Here is a 14,972-nt window from a genome sequence, read left to right as displayed (position 1 = left end):
CCGCATGTCGGACAGGGCGTGTCATGCTCTGGGACGAGGAGTAGGGTGCCGGGCATGTCTCGCAGCATCAATCTCGCAGTGATCCCCGGTGACGGCATCGGCCAGGAGGTCGTGGCCGAGGGTCTCAAGGTCCTCTCCGCCGTCCTGCCGCAGGATGTGAAGCTGGAGACCGAGGAGTACGACTTCGGCGCCCGGCGCTACCACGCCACCGGTGAGACCCTCACCGACGCCGACCTCGACGCGCTCAAGCGGCACGACGCCATCCTGCTCGGCGCCATCGGCGATCCGTCGGTGCCCTCCGGTGTCCTGGAGCGCGGCTTCCTGCTGAGGCTCCGCTTCGCCTTCGACCACCACGTCAACCTGCGGCCGTCGAAGCTGCTCCCGGGTGTCGCCACTCCGCTGGCGGGCCAGCCGGAGATCGACTTCGTCGTCGTCCGCGAAGGCACCGAGGGCCCGTACACGGGCAACGGCGGCACCATCCGCAAGGGCACCGAGCACGAGGTCGCCACCGAGGTCTCGGTCAACACGGCCTTCGGTGTGGAGCGCGTGGTGCGCGACGCCTTCGCCCGCGCCCAGGCCCGCCCGCGCAAGAAGCTCACGCTGGTCCACAAGAACAACGTGCTGACCTTCGCCGGGCACCTGTGGACGAACGTCTTCAACCGGGTGGCCGCGGAGTTCCCCGAGGTCACCACCGACTACGTCCACGTGGACGCGGCGACGATCTACCTCGTCACCGACCCGGGCCGGTTCGACGTCATCGTCACCGACAACCTCTTCGGCGACATCATCACCGACCTCGCCGCGGCCGTCTCCGGCGGCATCGGCGTGGCCGCCTCCGGCAACATCAACCCCACTCGCGCGTTCCCGTCGATGTTCGAGCCGGTCCACGGCTCGGCCCCGGACATCGCCGGACAGGGCAAGGCCGACCCGACCGCCACGGTCCTGTCCGTCGCCCTGCTGCTGCGCCACCTCGGCTACGACGCGGAGGCCGACCGCATCGACGCGGCCGTCGCCGCCGACCTGACCGAGCGGGCCGCGCTCGGTGCGCGCGGCACCGCGCGGATCGGCGACGCGCTCGCCGCCCGAGTAGCCGGCTGACCCGGCGCTCCACCAAGCACAAGCCGCCGGGTCACCCCACCCGGCGGCTTCCTCGTGTCCCCGCCGGGTGCCACCATCGACCCCTGGGCCGTACTCACCCCCGTTCCGTCCCGCTCCGGGCCGCGCGCGATAATCGAACGCGGAGCCGCGGTATGAGGGAAAGCTCGGACGTCCTGGCACTGACGACTGGCAGTATGGGCGTGAGCGCGGCCCGTCACTACGACCGGTGAAGGACAACCACTCATGACGACGCCCACGATCGAGCTCAAGCCCTCCGCCCACCCGCTAGCCGCCGCGGAGCGCGAGGCGATCCTGGCCAACCCCGGGTTCGGCCGCCACTTCACCGACCACATGGTGACGATCAGGTGGACCGAGGGCCGCGGCTGGCACGACGCGCAGCTCGTTCCGTACGGCCCGATCTCGCTCGACCCCTCCACCCACGTCCTGCACTACGGCCAGGAGATCTTCGAGGGCCTGAAGGCCTACCGGCAGCCCGACGGCTCGGTCGCGCTCTTCCGCCCCGAGGCCAACGCCCGCCGCTTCCGCAACTCCGCCCGCCGCATGGCCATGGCCGAGCTGCCCGAGGAGCTGTTCATCGCGGCCCTGGACGCGCTGCTCACCCAGGACGCCGACTGGGTGCCGCCGCACGGCGGTGAGGCGTCCCTCTACCTGCGCCCGTTCATGTTCGCCACGGAGGCCGCGCTGGGCGTGCACCCGGCGAACGAGTACCTGTTCATGCTGATCGCCTCCCCGTCCGGCGCGTACTTCGCCGGCGGCGTGAAGCCGGTCACCATCTGGGTCTCCGAGGACCACGTCCGCGCCGTCCCGGGCGGCACGGGCGACGCGAAGACGGGCGGCAACTACGCGGCCTCCCTCCTCCCGCAGGCCGAGGCCGCGGCGCACGGCTGCGACCAGGTGGTCTACCTCGACGCGGTCACCCGGACCAAGGTCGAGGAGAGCGGCAGCATGAACGTCGCCTTCGTCTACGGCGACCGGATCGTCACCCCGTCGCTGACCGGCTCCATCCTGGAGGGCATCACCCGCGACTCCCTCCTCCAGGTCGCCCGCGACCTCGGCTACACCGCCGAGGAGGGCACGATCACCCTCCAGCAGTGGCGGGAGGACGCCGCCTCCGGTGCCCTCACCGAGGTCTTCGCCTGCGGCACCGCCGCGGTGGTCACCCCGATCGGCCACGTCAAGACCAGGACGGACGGCTGGACCCACGGCGACGGCACCCCCGGCCCGGTCACCGGCCGGCTGCGCGAGGCCCTGCTCGGGCTCCAGCGGGGCATGACCGAGGACAAGCACGGCTGGATGCACAAGATCGGCTAACGCTCGCCCGACATGCTCAGGGCCGCCCCGGACTCCTCGAGGTCCGCGGCGGCCCTGGCGCGTTCCGGGCCGAGCGTCAGCAGCAGGTAGACGGCACCGCCCACGAAGCCCGACAGCAGGAAGCTGCAGTCCACCCCGCCGGTCAGCGCCAGCAGCGGGCCCGTGTACGACGGCAGGGACACCCCCAGCAGCCCGACCAGCGCGCCGGCCGCCCAGGACGCGGTGGCCGGCACGTTCCAGCCGGCCCGGTACCAGTAGACCCCGCCCCGGGACCGGCGGTTGAAGACCTGCAGGGCGTCGGCGTCGTACACGCCGCGGCAGCGGACGAAGCCGATCAGCGTGATCACCGCCCACGGGGTGCCGACGGCGGTCAGGAGCAGGACGAAGGAGGTCATCGCGGACTGCGCGTTCCAGGCGTAGTGGCCGGCGAAGACGCAGGCGGTGGCGACGACGGCGACCGTGAAGGTGGCCCGGGCCCTCGACGCCCTGGGCAGGATGGCGTCCAGGTCGAGGCCCATGGAGTACAGCATCAGGCCCGCGTTGCCGACCGAGCCGGCGGACGCGGACAGCAGCAGCGGCACCAGGTACCAGGCCGGGGAGGCCGTGACCAGCGGACCCGCGTAGTCGGCGGCGGAGCCGGCCGCGTAGGCGGTGAAGGTGCCGAACAGCTGTGGCACCAGCAGCCCGAGGACCAGGCCCAGCCAGGTGGCGTGCAGGACCTTGCGGCTGGAATGACGGGCGGGGGAGATGTAGCGGGTGTAGTCGCCGAGCAGCGTGATGAAGGCGATCGGGCCGGACAGCCCCGCCGCCACCACGGCCAGGAACCAGGTCGGCCAGAAGGAGCCCAGCAGATAGCCGCCGGCGTCCGGCAGCGCGGCGGTGGTGAAGTGGGGGGCGTAGGCGAGGACGCCGAGGGCCAGCAGGGCCGTCATGCCGAAGGCCAGTACCCGGGACATGGCCAGCAGGACCCGGTAGCCGTAGACAGCGCCCGCGACGGTCGCCGCGGCGAGCACCCCGTAGACCAGGGCGTACGACAGCCCGTCCGCCGGCACCCCGAGGAGCCGGCCGAGGACCCCCAGCATCACGTCCCCGCCGATCCACACCGTCAGCGCGGTGTAGCCGAGCGCCAGCAGCAGCCCGACCACCGAGCCGACCAGCCGGCCCCGCACACCGAACTGGGCGCCGGAGGAGGTGGACAGGTTCGTCGCGGTGCGCAGGGAGACCAGCGCGAGCGGGGCCGTGAACAGCGTGCCGACCACGGTGCCCGCGACGACGGCGCTGACCGAGGCCCACCAGCCGAGGCCGAAGGACGGCGGCAGCCAGCCGAAGATGATCACCCCGAGGCAGAGGTTGGAGCCGAGCAGGATCGAGACGAGGTCGCGCGGACCGCTGGTCCGCTCCTCGTCCGGGATGGTGTCGACTCCGCGCTGTTCGATCGGCATGGCTGGGTCTCCTTCGACGGCCGCCTGGGCTTCCGCACTCGCTGAGCGGTGTTTTGAGCGACGTTCAATGTGACGTGACCTGCTGTCCCCGGTCAATGCTTCTGTTTCATGAATCCCGCGTTTAGAGTGATGCTCTAACTGATGGAAGGCAAGGAGGTGCCGCGTCGTGAGACTGACCCCCACGGAACGTGACCGGCTGCTGCTCTTCGGGGCGGCCGAGCTCGCCCGGGCCCGCCGCGCGCGCGGTCTGCGGCTGAACGTGCCCGAGGCGACCGCGCTGATCGCGGACACGGTCTGCGAGGCCGCCCGGGACGGCAGGCGGCTGGCGGAGGCCGTCGAGGCCGCCCGGTCGGTGCTCGGCCCCGAGGACGTGCTGCCGGGCGTCGCCGACGTCGTCACCGAGGTGATGGTCGAGGCGGTCTTCGACGACGGCTCCCGGCTCGCGGTGGTCTCCGACCCCATCGGCGGCGGCCTCGGCGAGGACGCCCCCGGCGCGCTGCTGCCCGGACCCGGGCACGCCGACCCCGAGCCCGTCCTGCGGTGCCGCGTCACCAACACCGCCACCGTGCCGGTCTCGGTGACCTCCCACTTCCACTTCTTCGAGGCCAACCCGCGCCTCGACTTCGACCGTCCGGCCGCCTACGGCATGCGGCTCGCCGTCCCCGCCGGCTCCTCGGTCCGGTTCGGGCCGGGGGAGAGCGAGGAGGTCGGCCTGGTGCCGATCGGCGGTGAGCGCGTCGCGATCGGCTTCGCCGGACTGGTCGACGGGCCGCTGGACGCGCCCGGCGCGCGGGAGGAGGCCCTGCGCAGGGCGGCGGCCTGCGGGTATCTCGGGGTCGCGCCGGAGGGTGCGCCGGACGGAGGCGAGGAACGATGAGCCGCTCGAAGGGACGAGAGGTCAGCCGGGCGATCCATGTCGACCCGCACGCCTACGCGGCCGCCCACGGCCCCCGGGCCGGCGACCGCGTCCGCCTCGGCGACTCGGGCCTCACCGTCCGGGTCGAGTCCGACTCCCAGCGCTACGGCGACGAGTTCCTGGCCGGCTTCGGCAAGACCGCGCGCGACGGACTGCACCTGAAGGCCGCCGCCGTCCGCGAGACCTGTGACGTCGTGATCAGCAACGTCGTCGTGATCGACGCGGTGCAGGGGATCAGGAAGGTCTCCATCGGCATCCGGGAAGGCCGTATCCACGCCGTCGGACGCGCCGGCAACCCGGACACCCTCGACGGGGTGGACGTCGTCGTCGGCACCGGCACCTCCATCGTCTCCGGCGAGGGGCTGATCGCCACCGCCGGTGCCGTCGACACCCACGTCCACCTGCTGTCGCCGCGGATCATGGAGGCCTCCCTCGCCTCCGGCGTGACGACGATCATCGGGCAGGAGTTCGGCCCCGTCTGGGGTGTGGGCGTCAACTCCCCCTGGGCGCTGCGGCACGCCTTCAACGCCTTCGACGCCTGGCCCGTCAACATCGGCTTCCTCGGCCGCGGTTCGTCCTCCTCGGACGCGCCGCTCGTCGAGGCGCTCGCCGAGGGAGGCGCCTCGGGCTTCAAGGTGCACGAGGACATGGGCGCGCACACCCGGGCGCTCGACACCGCCCTGCGCGTCGCCGAGGAGCACGACGTCCAGGTGGCCCTGCACAGCGACGGCCTGAACGAGTGCCTGTCGGTGGAGGACACCCTGCGCGTCCTCGAAGGCCGCACCATCCACGCCTTCCACATCGAGGGCTGCGGCGGCGGGCACGTGCCCAACGTGCTGAAGATGGCCGGCGTCCCGAACGTCATCGGTTCCTCGACCAACCCCACCCTGCCCTTCGGCCGGGACGCGGTCGCCGAGCACTACGGCATGATCGTCTCCGTCCACGACCTCAAGCCCGACCTGCCCGGCGACGCGGCCATGGCCCGCGACCGCATCCGGGCCGGCACCATGGGCGCCGAGGACGTGCTGCACGACCTGGGCGCGATCGGCATCACCTCCTCCGACGCCCAGGGCATGGGGCGCGCGGGGGAGACGGTCCGCCGCACCTTCGCCATGGCCGGCAAGATGAAGGCCGAACTCGGCCCCATGGACGGCGACGGCGACGGCGACGACAACGCCCGCGTGCTGCGCTACATGGCCAAGCTGACCATCAACCCGGCCATCGCGCACGGCCTCGCCCACGAGGTGGGCTCGATCGAGGTGGGCAAGCTCGCCGACATCGTGCTGTGGCGCCCGGAGTACTTCGGTGCCAAACCGCAGCTCGTCCTGAAGTCCGGCTTCCCGGCGTACGGCGTGGTCGGCGACCCCAACGCGGCCACCGACACCTGCGAACCCCTGGTGCTCGGACCGCAGTTCGGCTCCTACGGCGCCACCGCCGCGGACATCTCGGTCGCGTTCGTCGCCGGGGCGTCCGTCGACCAGGGCAACGACCGGATGCCCACCCGCCGCCGCCGGGTAGCCGTCCGCGGCACCCGCGGCATCGGACCCGCCGACCTGCGGCTGAACGCCCGCGTCGGAGCGGTCGACGTCGACCAGCGCACCGGTCTGGTCACCCTCGACGGCGATCCGCTCAGCTCGGAGCCCGCCGACTCCGTCTCCCTCAACCGCCTCTACTTCCTCTGAACCGGACGCAAGGACTCCACAGATGACCACTCCCGCCGCCGACGGCTTCCGCATGCCCGCCGAGTGGACCCCGCACGAGCGCACCTGGATGGCGTGGCCGGGCCCCAACCCCACCTTCGACGACCCGGACGACCTCGCCCTGTCCCGCGCGGCCTGGGCCTCGGTGGCCCGCGCGACACTCCGCTTCGAGCCGGTGACGGTCGTGTGCGGCCCCGGCCAGTCGGGCGACGCCCGGGCGCTGCTCGGCCCGGGCGTCGACACCGTCGAGCGCGAGCTGGACGACGCCTGGATGCGGGACATCGGCCCCACCTTCCTCACCGACGGCAAGGGCGGGCTGGCCGCCGTCGACTGGACGTTCAACGGCTGGGGCGCCCAGGACTGGGCCCGCTGGGAGCACGACTCCAAGATCGCCGCGTACGTCTCCGACCTCGCGGGCGCGAGGACGTACGCCTCACGGCTGGTCAACGAGGGCGGGGCCATCCACGTCGACGGCGAGGGCACCGTGCTGCTCACCGAGACCGTGCAGCTCGGCCCCGAGCGCAACCCGCACTGGTCCAGGCAGGAGGTCGAGGCCGAGATCCACGCCCACCTCGGCACCCGGAAGGCGATCTGGCTGCCGCGCGGCCTGACCGGCGACTACCCGCCCCACGGCTTCGGCACCCTCGGCCACGTCGACATCGTCGCCGCGTTCGCCCGTCCCGGCGTCGTGGTCGCGCACCACCAGCCGGACCCGGCCCACCCCGACCACGAGGTCACCAGGGAGGTCATCGGCATCCTGAGGTCGGCGACCGACGCGCGCGGGCGTGCGCTGGAGGTCGTCGAGGTGCCCGCCCCGACCGTCCTGGAGGCCGACGGCCACTGGGCCGACTACTCCTACATCAACCACTACGTCTGCAACGGCGGCGTCGTGCTGTGCGGCTTCGACGACCCGCGCGACGAGATCGCCGCCGGGATCTTCCGCCGCCTGTTCCCCGAGCGCACGGTGACCCTGGTGGACGCGCGCACGATCTTCGCGGGCGGCGGCGGCATCCACTGCATCACCCAGCAGCAGCCGAAGGTCCGGTGACGGCGCCGGTCGGGTAGAACATACGGGTGAACGTCCTGGTCTGCGCGGCCCGCGGCCGCCGTCCCGGCGAGCCGCCGCGCCCGCTGCCCGAGCTGCCCGAACGCCCCGCGCACCGCGGGCGGAAGACCCACGTCCCGCCGGACGCCCCACGGAGGGTCCCCGCATGACCGAGACCCCCGCCCCCCGCCGCCGCACCCCCGCCCCGCCCCGCGAGGACGTGCTGGCCGCTGCCATGGACATGATCGCCGAGCGCGGTCTGGAGAAGCTCACCATGGCGGCGCTCGGCCGCGAGGTCGGCATGAGCAGCGGGCACCTGCTCTACTACTTCCGCTCCAAGGACGAACTGCTGCTGCGGACCCTGGAGTGGAGCGAGGGCCGGCTCGGCGCGGAGCGCGCCCGGCTGCTCACCCGGACCGAACCGGCCCGCGACCGCCTGGCCGCCTACGTCGACCTGTACGTCCCCGACGGCCACCGCGACCCGCACTGGACGCTCTGGCTGGAGGTCTGGAACCGTTCGCAGAACGCCGACGACGACGCCCGGGCCCGCCAGGCGGCCATCGAGGGCGCCTGGCACCGGGACCTGGTCGCCCTGCTCGCCGAGGGCATCTCCCGCGGCGAGTTCCGCCCCGTGGACGCCGACCGCTTCGCGGCGCGGCTGCGCGCGCTGCTCGACGGGTTCTCCATCCACGTCGCCATCGGGCTGCGGGGCACCGACCGCGGCCAGGTGCTCGCGCACGTACGGGAGTTCATCGCGGACGCGCTGCTCACCGCCGACGCCTGAGCGGCGCGTCGGGGTGCGCGGCCGGGTCCGTCCGGGCCGGTGCGCCCGCACTCCGTCCACCCGATCTCCGCCCAACCCCTCCGCCGGGCAAAGGAATCGTCCGCTCCGCCGCCGGGCAGATAACGGCCCATGGGACGAGAACACTGGAAGAAGATCTGGGTCGGCTCGGCGGGCAACATGGTCGAGTGGTTCGACTGGTTCGTGTACGCGAGCTTCGCCACGTACTTCGCCGGCGCGTTCTTCCCGAGCGGCAACCCCACCGCCCAGCTGATGAACACCGCGGGCATCTTCGCCGTCGGCTTCTTCATGCGCCCCGTGGGCGGCTGGCTGCTGGGCAGGGTCGGCGACCGCAAGGGCCGCAAGGCGGCGCTGACGCTCACCGTCACGCTGATGTCGGCCTCGGCCGTCCTCATCGCCGTCGCCCCGACCTACGCGGTCGCCGGCTACGGCGGCGCGCTCGTCCTGCTCGTCGCCCGCCTGCTGCAGGGCCTGTCGGTGGGCGGCGAGTACGCGGCCAGCGCCACCTACCTCACCGAGGCCTCCGCCCCCCGCGGCCGCGGCTTCGCCTCCAGCTTCCAGTACGTCTCCATGACCGCCGGCCAGATCGCCGGCCTCGGCCTGCAGATCGTCCTCCAGCGCACCATGTCCGACGACGCCCTGCACAGCTACGGCTGGCGCATCCCCTTCGTCGTCGGCGCCCTCGGCGCGGCCGTGATCTTCTACCTGCGCCGCAGCATGCTGGAGACCGAGGTCTACGAGGAGGACGCCTCGCGCCCCGAGGAGCGCGGCACCCTGCGCGCGCTGTGGCGGTACCGGCGGGAGGCGTTCCTGGTCGTCGCCCTCACGATGGGCGGCACGGTCGCCTACTACACCTACACGACCTACCTGACGAAGTACCTCTCCAACTCGGCGGGCCTGTCCAAGCAGACGGCGACGCTCGTCTCCTTCACCGCGCTGATCGTCTTCGCCTGCCTCCAGCCGCTCGCCGGCCGGCTCTCCGACCGCATCGGCCGGCGCCCGCTGCTGATCACCTTCGCGGTCGGCTCCACCTTCCTCACGGTGCCGATCATGACCCTGCTCCGGCACGCGGACGGCTACTGGTCCGCCCTCGGCCTCGCCCTCCTCGCGCTGGTCGTGGTCACCGGCTACACCTCCATCAACGCCTGCGTGAAGGCCGAGCTCTTCCCCACCGGCGTGCGCGCGCTCGGCGTCGCCCTGCCGTACGCCGTCGCCAACGCCCTCTTCGGCGGCACCGCCGAGTACGTCGCCCTGTGGTTCAAGAACGCCGGCGTCGAGTCCGGCTTCTACTGGTACGTGGCCGGCTGCGCCGCCGTCTCCCTCGTGGTGTACCTCACCATGCGCGAGACGAAGGACCTGGACCTGGGCCGGACCCGGGAGGCGGAGGGCTCCGGGGAGTCCAGTCTGACGACCGCATCCTGAGACGCTCGGTGAGTCGGGGGCACGGCTGTGCCAGACTGCCCCCGTGCTCTCGTTCGCCATGATTATGGGCAGCAGGCGCGCCGGTCCGCAGTGACCACCTCGTACGACCAGATGCGGGTGGCCACCGTCGTCCTCGACCCGCGCGCAGACCTCTCGCACCCGCGAGGGGTTTTTTCGTTTTCCGGCCCACCTTCAGCCGGCAACGAAGCGCGAGGGAATATTGGGGGGACGGTGGAGCCGGTCATTCCGGTACGACCGAAGATTCACAACAGGAGCCTTGACACCATGACCGAGACGGCAACCAACGAGCTCGACGACTCGTTCCACGTCTTCGACACCACGCTGCGCGACGGCGCGCAGCGCGAGGGCATCAACCTCACCGTCGCGGACAAGCTCGCCATCGCACGGCACCTGGACGACTTCGGCGTGGGCTTCATCGAGGGCGGCTGGCCCGGCGCGAACCCCCGGGACACCGAGTTCTTCGCCCGCGCCCAGGCGGAGATCGAGTTCCGGCACGCCCAGCTCGTCGCCTTCGGCGCCACCCGTCGCCCGGGCGCGAAGGCCGCGGACGACCACCAGGTCAGGGCGCTCCTGGAGTCCGGCGCGCCGGTGGTCACCCTGGTCGCCAAGTCGCACGACCGGCACGTGGAACTGGCGCTGCGCACCACCCTCGAGGAGAACCTCGAGATGGTCCGCGACACGGTGTCCCACCTGAAGGAGCAGGGCCGACGGGTGTTCGTCGACTGCGAGCACTTCTTCGACGGCTACCGCGCCAACCCCGAGTACGCCAAGGCCGTCGTCCGTACGGCCGCCGACGCCGGCGCCGACGTCGTCGTCCTCTGCGACACCAACGGCGGCATGCTCCCCGCCCAGGTCCAGGCGGTCGTCGCCACGGTGCTCGCCGACACCGGCGCCCGGCTCGGCATCCACGCCCAGGACGACACCGGCTGCGCGGTCGCCAACACCCTGGCGGCCGTCGACGCGGGCGCCACCCACGTGCAGTGCACGGCCAACGGCTACGGCGAGCGGGTCGGCAACGCCAACCTCTTCCCGGTCGTCGCGGCCCTGGAACTGAAGTACGGCAAGAAGGTGCTGCCCGACGGCCGCCTGCGCGAGATGACCCGCACCTCGCACGCCATCGCCGAGGTCGTCAACCTCACCCCCTCCACCCACCAGCCCTACGTCGGCGTCTCCGCCTTCGCGCACAAGGCCGGCCTGCACGCCTCCGCCATCAAGGTCGACCCCGACCTGTACCAGCACATCGACCCCGAGCTGGTCGGCAACACCATGCGCATGCTGGTCTCCGACATGGCGGGCCGCGCCTCGGTCGAGCTGAAGGGCCGGGAACTCGGCGTCGACCTCGGCGGCGACCGGGAGCTGATCGGCCGGGTCGTGGAGCGCGTGAAGGAACGCGAACTGCGCGGCTACACCTACGAGGCCGCCGACGCCTCCTTCGAACTGCTGCTGCGCGCCGAGGTCGAGGGCAGGCCGCTGAAGTACTTCGGGGTCGAGTCCTGGCGGGCCATCGTCGAGGACCGCCCCGACGGCACCCACGCCAACGAGGCCACCGTCAAGCTGTGGGCCAAGAGCGAGCGGATCGTCGCCACCGCCGAGGGCAACGGCCCGGTCAACGCCCTCGACCGCGCCCTGCGCGTCGCGCTGGAGAAGATCTATCCCCAGCTCGCCAAGCTGGAACTGGTCGACTACAAGGTCCGCATCCTGGAGGGGGTGCACGGCACCCAGTCCACCACCCGGGTGCTGATCTCCACCTCGGACGGCTCGGGCGAGTGGTCCACGGTCGGCGTGGCCGAGAACGTGATCGCCGCCTCCTGGCAGGCCCTGGAGGACGCGTACACCTACGGGCTGCTGCGGGCGGGCGTGGAGCCGGCGGAGTAGTCACAGTGAAGGCATGACCACACACGGCGGTGCCGTCCTGTCCGGGGCCCGCGTGGCGACCCGGCCGCGCCGTGCGGCCCGATGACCGGCACACCGGCCGGCCCGGTCAGCCGGGCGTCGGCCGGCCGATGACCATCAGGTGGGGTGGTCGCCGTCCGGGCGGTGCGGGTCGGTCCGGCGGCGCGGTCGTCGGCCGGGCGGCACCGTGGTCAGGGGGCCCGCCAGATGTTGTCGAAGGCGACGCTCTCGATGCGCCGCCGCTCGCGCACGGCCTCCAGCTCGGTCACCGCGTCGCCGACGGCCACCAGCACGGTGCCGACCGCCTCGTCGCCGGGTTCCGCCGCCTCGGCCGGCCGTTCGCCCTGGATGCCCAGGGTGGAGGCGAGGTCGGCGAGCACCGGCTCGTGGGACCACCAGCGGTCGGCCGCGTGCCGCCTGGCCGGGGAGTCGGCCGGTTCGCCGCTGCCGCTGCGGCGCGGGAGCCAGCGGTGCTGCTTCCCGGTGAGCTGCCCGTCGGCGTCCAGGGCGTCGTAGTAGACCACGGCCAGCCCCTCGCCCCGCCGCCACAGCCAGTCCGCGACCGTCTCGTACGGCCGCTCGCGGACCAGCGCCGCCGCCGCCTCGTCCAGCAGTCGGTCGCCCGTGGCCAGGGGCGGTCCCGGCACGACGCGATCACCGTCCAGGGTGACGGCCCGGATGCCGAGGAGGTCGATCAGCTCGGCGCCCGCGAGCGCGAGCGACAGGTCGCCCTGCTCGACGGGACGCTCGCCGGGGACGTCGACGCTCACGAGGAAGAGATCCTGCGGTGTGGTCATGCGGGGCTCCAGGTCGCCGGGTCTCAGGAACGGCCCGGATCGTTCGGGTGGGGTTCCAGCGGGGTGACGGTGAGGTTCATCCACGGCCGCAGCGGAAGCGTACCCAGGACGTTCCCGTGCAGATCGTCCTCGTCCTCGGCCCGCCAGATGCCGATGCTGCGCGACTCGCCGACCGGACGCCACAGCCGCGCCAGCCGGCCGGTGGCGGCCAGCTCGCGGGCGCGCACGGCCTCGGCGGCCCGGCGTTCCGCCACCTCCGCCTCGCTGGTGCCCTCGGGCGGCGACGTGGTGATCTCGACCAGGAACTCGCGCATGATCCGCTCCCTCGACGAGGCGGCCGGCCCGGCGGACGGGCCCGGTTCCCCCTCATCGTCCCCCAGCCGCCGCACCGCCGCCGCTCAGCGGGCGCGAACGTGATCCGGTCCGTCCGCGCCCGCCGCGCGTCTCCCCGGACGTGCCGTCCGGGCCGTACGTCACCTCGCCGGCGGTGGGCCGGCCGAACAGGCCGGTGGGCCCGCGGCGCTACTGCAGGGTCCACTTCTGGTTGGCGGCCCCCGTGCACGACCAGATCTGGGCCCGGGCCCCGTTCGCCGACGAGTTGTCCGTGACGTCGAGGCACTTGTCGGCCGCCGTGTTCACCACGTCACCCGTGGTCGCGTTGTACGACCACTGCTGGGCTCCGGACGCGTTGCAGTCGTACAACTGCACCTTGGCCCCGTTCGCCGTCGACCCCGAGGTCACGTCCAGGCACTTGCCGAGCGCCCGGATCGAGCCGTCGGTCTGGACGGTCCACTGCTGGGCGCTGCTGCCGTTGCAGTCGTAGAGCTGTACCGCGGTGCCGTTGGCGCTCGAACCGCCCGCCACGTCCAGGCACTTGCCGGCCAGTCCGGTGAAGGCGCCGGTGCGGCTGCCGCCGCCGGACTGGCCGCCCGACCAGGTGAAGGTGGCCGACGTCTTGCCCGGAAGCGAGTAAGTGGCGTGCTGCGAACCCCAGTCGACGGTCACCGTGCGAGCCGACGAGGAGGCGTTGTAGGCGATCAGCGCCTTGCTGCCGTCCGGGTTGCGCCATGCCACGTTCGGCACCGCGGTGGACGCCGTCGAGGCGATCCGCTGGGCACCGGGCCGGACGAACTTCGTCAGATGGCCCATGGTGTAGTACTCGACCGTGTAGTCGACCGTCCCGCTCGCGCCGTCCCCGTTGTGCACGGTGATCAGCCCGGTGCAGGTGCCGCAGCCCCCGTTGTGCGGGCCCATGTTCTGGTCCACGGCCAGCGACCACTTGGTCACCGACTTCGCCCAGTTGCGGGTGTAGTCGATGATGTTGGACATGTCCTCGCGCTGCTGGTCGGCGATCCAGGTGCCGCCGGAATGCTCGGTGCCGAAGGCGTCCAGCGCCGGGTACTGGTCGTGCACGCTGGTCTGCTTGGCGACGTCGCCGCCGTAACCGTGCCAGGCGATCCCGCCGAAGTTCGGGTGGTTGCGCACCGCCGGGTCGTCCACCGTCCGGGCGGCGTAGGAGTCGTAGACGTCCCAGTTCCAGTCGTGCGCCAGCACCTTCGTCGTCAGGCCCGCCGCCTGGAGCTTCGGCAGCAGCTCGCTCTTGGTGAAGTAGGCGAGGCCGCTCGCGTTCCAGCTCATCGACGGGTAGCCGGAGCAGCAGGTCGGCTCGTTCTGCGCGGTGACGTACGAGACGTCGACGCCCTGGTCCCTGTACCCCTGGAGGTACTTCACGAAGTACGAGGCGTACGCGCCGTAGTCCTCCGCCTTCAGCCAGCCGCCGTTGAGCGAGCCGCTGTCCTTCATCCAGGCCGGTGCCGTCCAGGGCGAGGCCATCACCGTGAGGGACGGGTTGAGCTGGAGCGCCTGCTTCGTCAGCGGGACGACGTCGGCGAGGTCGTGCGCGAGGGAGAACTTCGCCAGGTCCGGATCCGTCTGGCCGGCGGGCACGTCGTCGTAGGTGTAGCCGTACCGCGCCAGGTCCGAGGCGCCCATCGGGTTGCGCAGGAACGACAGCCCGATCCCGTCCGTCGGCGAGAACAGCTTGCGCATGGCGCTGTCCCGGGTCGCCTGGGACAGCGCCCCGCTGCCGTGCATCAGCCAGGCCGCGGTGTCCGTGAAGGACGCGCCGCCACCGGTGAAGGTCTGATAGCGGGTGTTCTCGTCCACGGTGATGTTCTCGCCCGCGCCGCCCGTGCCGGACTGGAAGGCGAACGGCGCCTGGGCCTGCAGTCCGCGGACGACGTGCCGTCCGGCGGAGTCGTCGGTGGTGGTGAGCCAGGCGGTGACCTGCTCACCGGCCGCGTGCGCGGGGGAGAGGCCGAGGGTGGTGAGCCCGGCGGTGGTCAGCAGGCCGGCGAGGAGCAGCCTGGCCGTGCGCCAAGGTGGTCTTCTCATGGTGCGTCGCCCTTCTGGGGAGAGCCAACGTGCCTGGTGTGGGGGGATGTTGCGCTCCAGGCCGTCTGACGTGCCGTCTTGACGGCGCTGTGAGCCCCCAGTTAACTCAT

At 72.3% G+C, this 14,972-nt stretch carries 12 protein-coding genes; 8 read left to right on the top strand and 4 right to left on the bottom strand.

All coding sequences use genetic code 11. The features are described from left to right. Window positions 1–54: 54 nt before the first annotated feature. Together ABVB68_RS32590 and ABVB68_RS32585 are read left to right on the top strand one after the other, a co-directional pair. The gene (locus ABVB68_RS32590; RefSeq protein WP_353604788.1) at window positions 55–1,098 is read left to right on the top strand and encodes a 3-isopropylmalate dehydrogenase; all 1,044 of its coding nucleotides are present in this window, start codon (window positions 55–57) and stop codon (window positions 1,096–1,098) included. A 243-nt stretch (window positions 1,099–1,341) separates the two neighbouring features. Continuing rightward, window positions 1,342–2,430: a branched-chain amino acid aminotransferase gene (locus ABVB68_RS32585; protein ID WP_353604787.1), complete on the top strand. Its 1,089-nt coding sequence runs from the start codon at window positions 1,342–1,344 to the stop codon at window positions 2,428–2,430. On the opposite strand, the gene ABVB68_RS32580 is transcribed toward ABVB68_RS32585, so the two are convergent. Continuing rightward, window positions 2,427–3,872: a cytosine permease gene (locus ABVB68_RS32580; protein WP_353604786.1), complete on the bottom strand. Its 1,446-nt coding sequence runs from the start codon at window positions 3,870–3,872 to the stop codon at window positions 2,427–2,429. The two genes, ABVB68_RS32585 and ABVB68_RS32580, sit on opposite strands and share 4 nt — an antisense overlap. Before the next feature lie 166 nt (window positions 3,873–4,038). Between ABVB68_RS32580 and ureA the strand changes: the two genes are divergently transcribed. The 6 genes from ureA to cimA all read left to right on the top strand — a co-directional run bounded on the left by ureA (window position 4,039) and on the right by cimA (window position 11,653). Next, window positions 4,039–4,749: an urease subunit gamma gene (gene ureA / locus ABVB68_RS32575; RefSeq protein WP_353604785.1), complete on the top strand. Its 711-nt coding sequence runs from the start codon at window positions 4,039–4,041 to the stop codon at window positions 4,747–4,749. Next, on the top strand, window positions 4,746–6,470 hold the full coding sequence (locus ABVB68_RS32570; RefSeq protein ID WP_353604784.1) for an urease subunit alpha: 1,725 nt from the start codon (window positions 4,746–4,748) through the stop codon (window positions 6,468–6,470). Before ureA ends, ABVB68_RS32570 begins: the two co-directional genes overlap by 4 nt. Before the next feature lie 22 nt (window positions 6,471–6,492). Beyond that, a complete protein-coding gene (locus ABVB68_RS32565) occupies window positions 6,493–7,536 on the top strand; it encodes an agmatine deiminase family protein (protein ID WP_353604783.1) in 1,044 nt (347 codons plus the stop codon). Window positions 7,537–7,699: 163 nt separating this feature from the next. Further along, window positions 7,700–8,317 (top strand): TetR/AcrR family transcriptional regulator, encoded by a 618-nt coding sequence (locus ABVB68_RS32560; protein ID WP_353604782.1) that lies wholly within the window; start codon window positions 7,700–7,702, stop codon window positions 8,315–8,317. 129 nt (window positions 8,318–8,446) lie between these two features. After that, complete coding sequence (locus ABVB68_RS32555; protein WP_353604781.1) at window positions 8,447–9,757, top strand: MFS transporter; 1,311 nt, start codon at window positions 8,447–8,449, stop codon at window positions 9,755–9,757. Window positions 9,758–10,042: 285 nt separating this feature from the next. Continuing rightward, window positions 10,043–11,653 carry a citramalate synthase gene (cimA, locus tag ABVB68_RS32550; RefSeq protein WP_353604780.1) on the top strand — a complete coding sequence of 537 codons (1,611 nt, stop codon included), beginning with the start codon at window positions 10,043–10,045 and terminating at the stop codon, window positions 11,651–11,653. Between the two features lie 209 nt (window positions 11,654–11,862). Here the strand turns inward: cimA and ABVB68_RS32545 are convergent, their stop codons facing one another. The 3 genes from ABVB68_RS32545 to ABVB68_RS32535 form a co-directional block, all read right to left on the bottom strand. Next, window positions 11,863–12,468, bottom strand: a complete 606-nt coding sequence (locus tag ABVB68_RS32545; RefSeq protein ID WP_353604779.1) for a GOLPH3/VPS74 family protein — start codon at window positions 12,466–12,468, stop codon at window positions 11,863–11,865. Window positions 12,469–12,491: 23 nt separating this feature from the next. After that, complete coding sequence (locus ABVB68_RS32540) at window positions 12,492–12,782, bottom strand: muconolactone Delta-isomerase family protein (protein WP_353604778.1); 291 nt, start codon at window positions 12,780–12,782, stop codon at window positions 12,492–12,494. 208 nt (window positions 12,783–12,990) lie between these two features. Then, a complete protein-coding gene (locus ABVB68_RS32535) occupies window positions 12,991–14,862 on the bottom strand; it encodes a ricin-type beta-trefoil lectin domain protein (RefSeq protein ID WP_353604777.1) in 1,872 nt (623 codons plus the stop codon). Window positions 14,863–14,972 lie beyond the last annotated feature (110 nt).

It is taken from the genome of Streptomyces sp. NPDC096012, from assembly GCF_040426375.1.
In the GTDB taxonomy this organism is placed as follows: domain Bacteria; phylum Actinomycetota; class Actinomycetes; order Streptomycetales; family Streptomycetaceae; genus Streptomyces.
This window is presented reverse-complemented; position numbering and strand designations above follow the sequence as displayed.

Bases quoted from the DNA above. Each gene is read 5' to 3' on its own strand.
- ABVB68_RS32585 (WP_353604787.1), top strand. From the start codon at position 1,342: ATGACGACGCCCACGATCGAGCTCAAGCCCTCCGCCCACCCGCTAGCC.
- ABVB68_RS32590 (WP_353604788.1), top strand. From the start codon at position 55: ATGTCTCGCAGCATCAATCTCGCAGTGATCCCCGGTGACGGCATCGGC.
- cimA (WP_353604780.1), top strand. From the start codon at position 10,043: ATGACCGAGACGGCAACCAACGAGCTCGACGACTCGTTCCACGTCTTC.
- ABVB68_RS32535 (WP_353604777.1), bottom strand. From the start codon at position 14,862: ATGAGAAGACCACCTTGGCGCACGGCCAGGCTGCTCCTCGCCGGCCTG.
- ABVB68_RS32580 (WP_353604786.1), bottom strand. From the start codon at position 3,872: ATGCCGATCGAACAGCGCGGAGTCGACACCATCCCGGACGAGGAGCGG.
- ABVB68_RS32540 (WP_353604778.1), bottom strand. From the start codon at position 12,782: ATGCGCGAGTTCCTGGTCGAGATCACCACGTCGCCGCCCGAGGGCACC.
- ABVB68_RS32545 (WP_353604779.1), bottom strand. From the start codon at position 12,468: ATGACCACACCGCAGGATCTCTTCCTCGTGAGCGTCGACGTCCCCGGC.
- ABVB68_RS32570 (WP_353604784.1), top strand. From the start codon at position 4,746: ATGAGCCGCTCGAAGGGACGAGAGGTCAGCCGGGCGATCCATGTCGAC.
- ABVB68_RS32560 (WP_353604782.1), top strand. From the start codon at position 7,700: ATGACCGAGACCCCCGCCCCCCGCCGCCGCACCCCCGCCCCGCCCCGC.
- ABVB68_RS32555 (WP_353604781.1), top strand. From the start codon at position 8,447: ATGGGACGAGAACACTGGAAGAAGATCTGGGTCGGCTCGGCGGGCAAC.
- ABVB68_RS32565 (WP_353604783.1), top strand. From the start codon at position 6,493: ATGACCACTCCCGCCGCCGACGGCTTCCGCATGCCCGCCGAGTGGACC.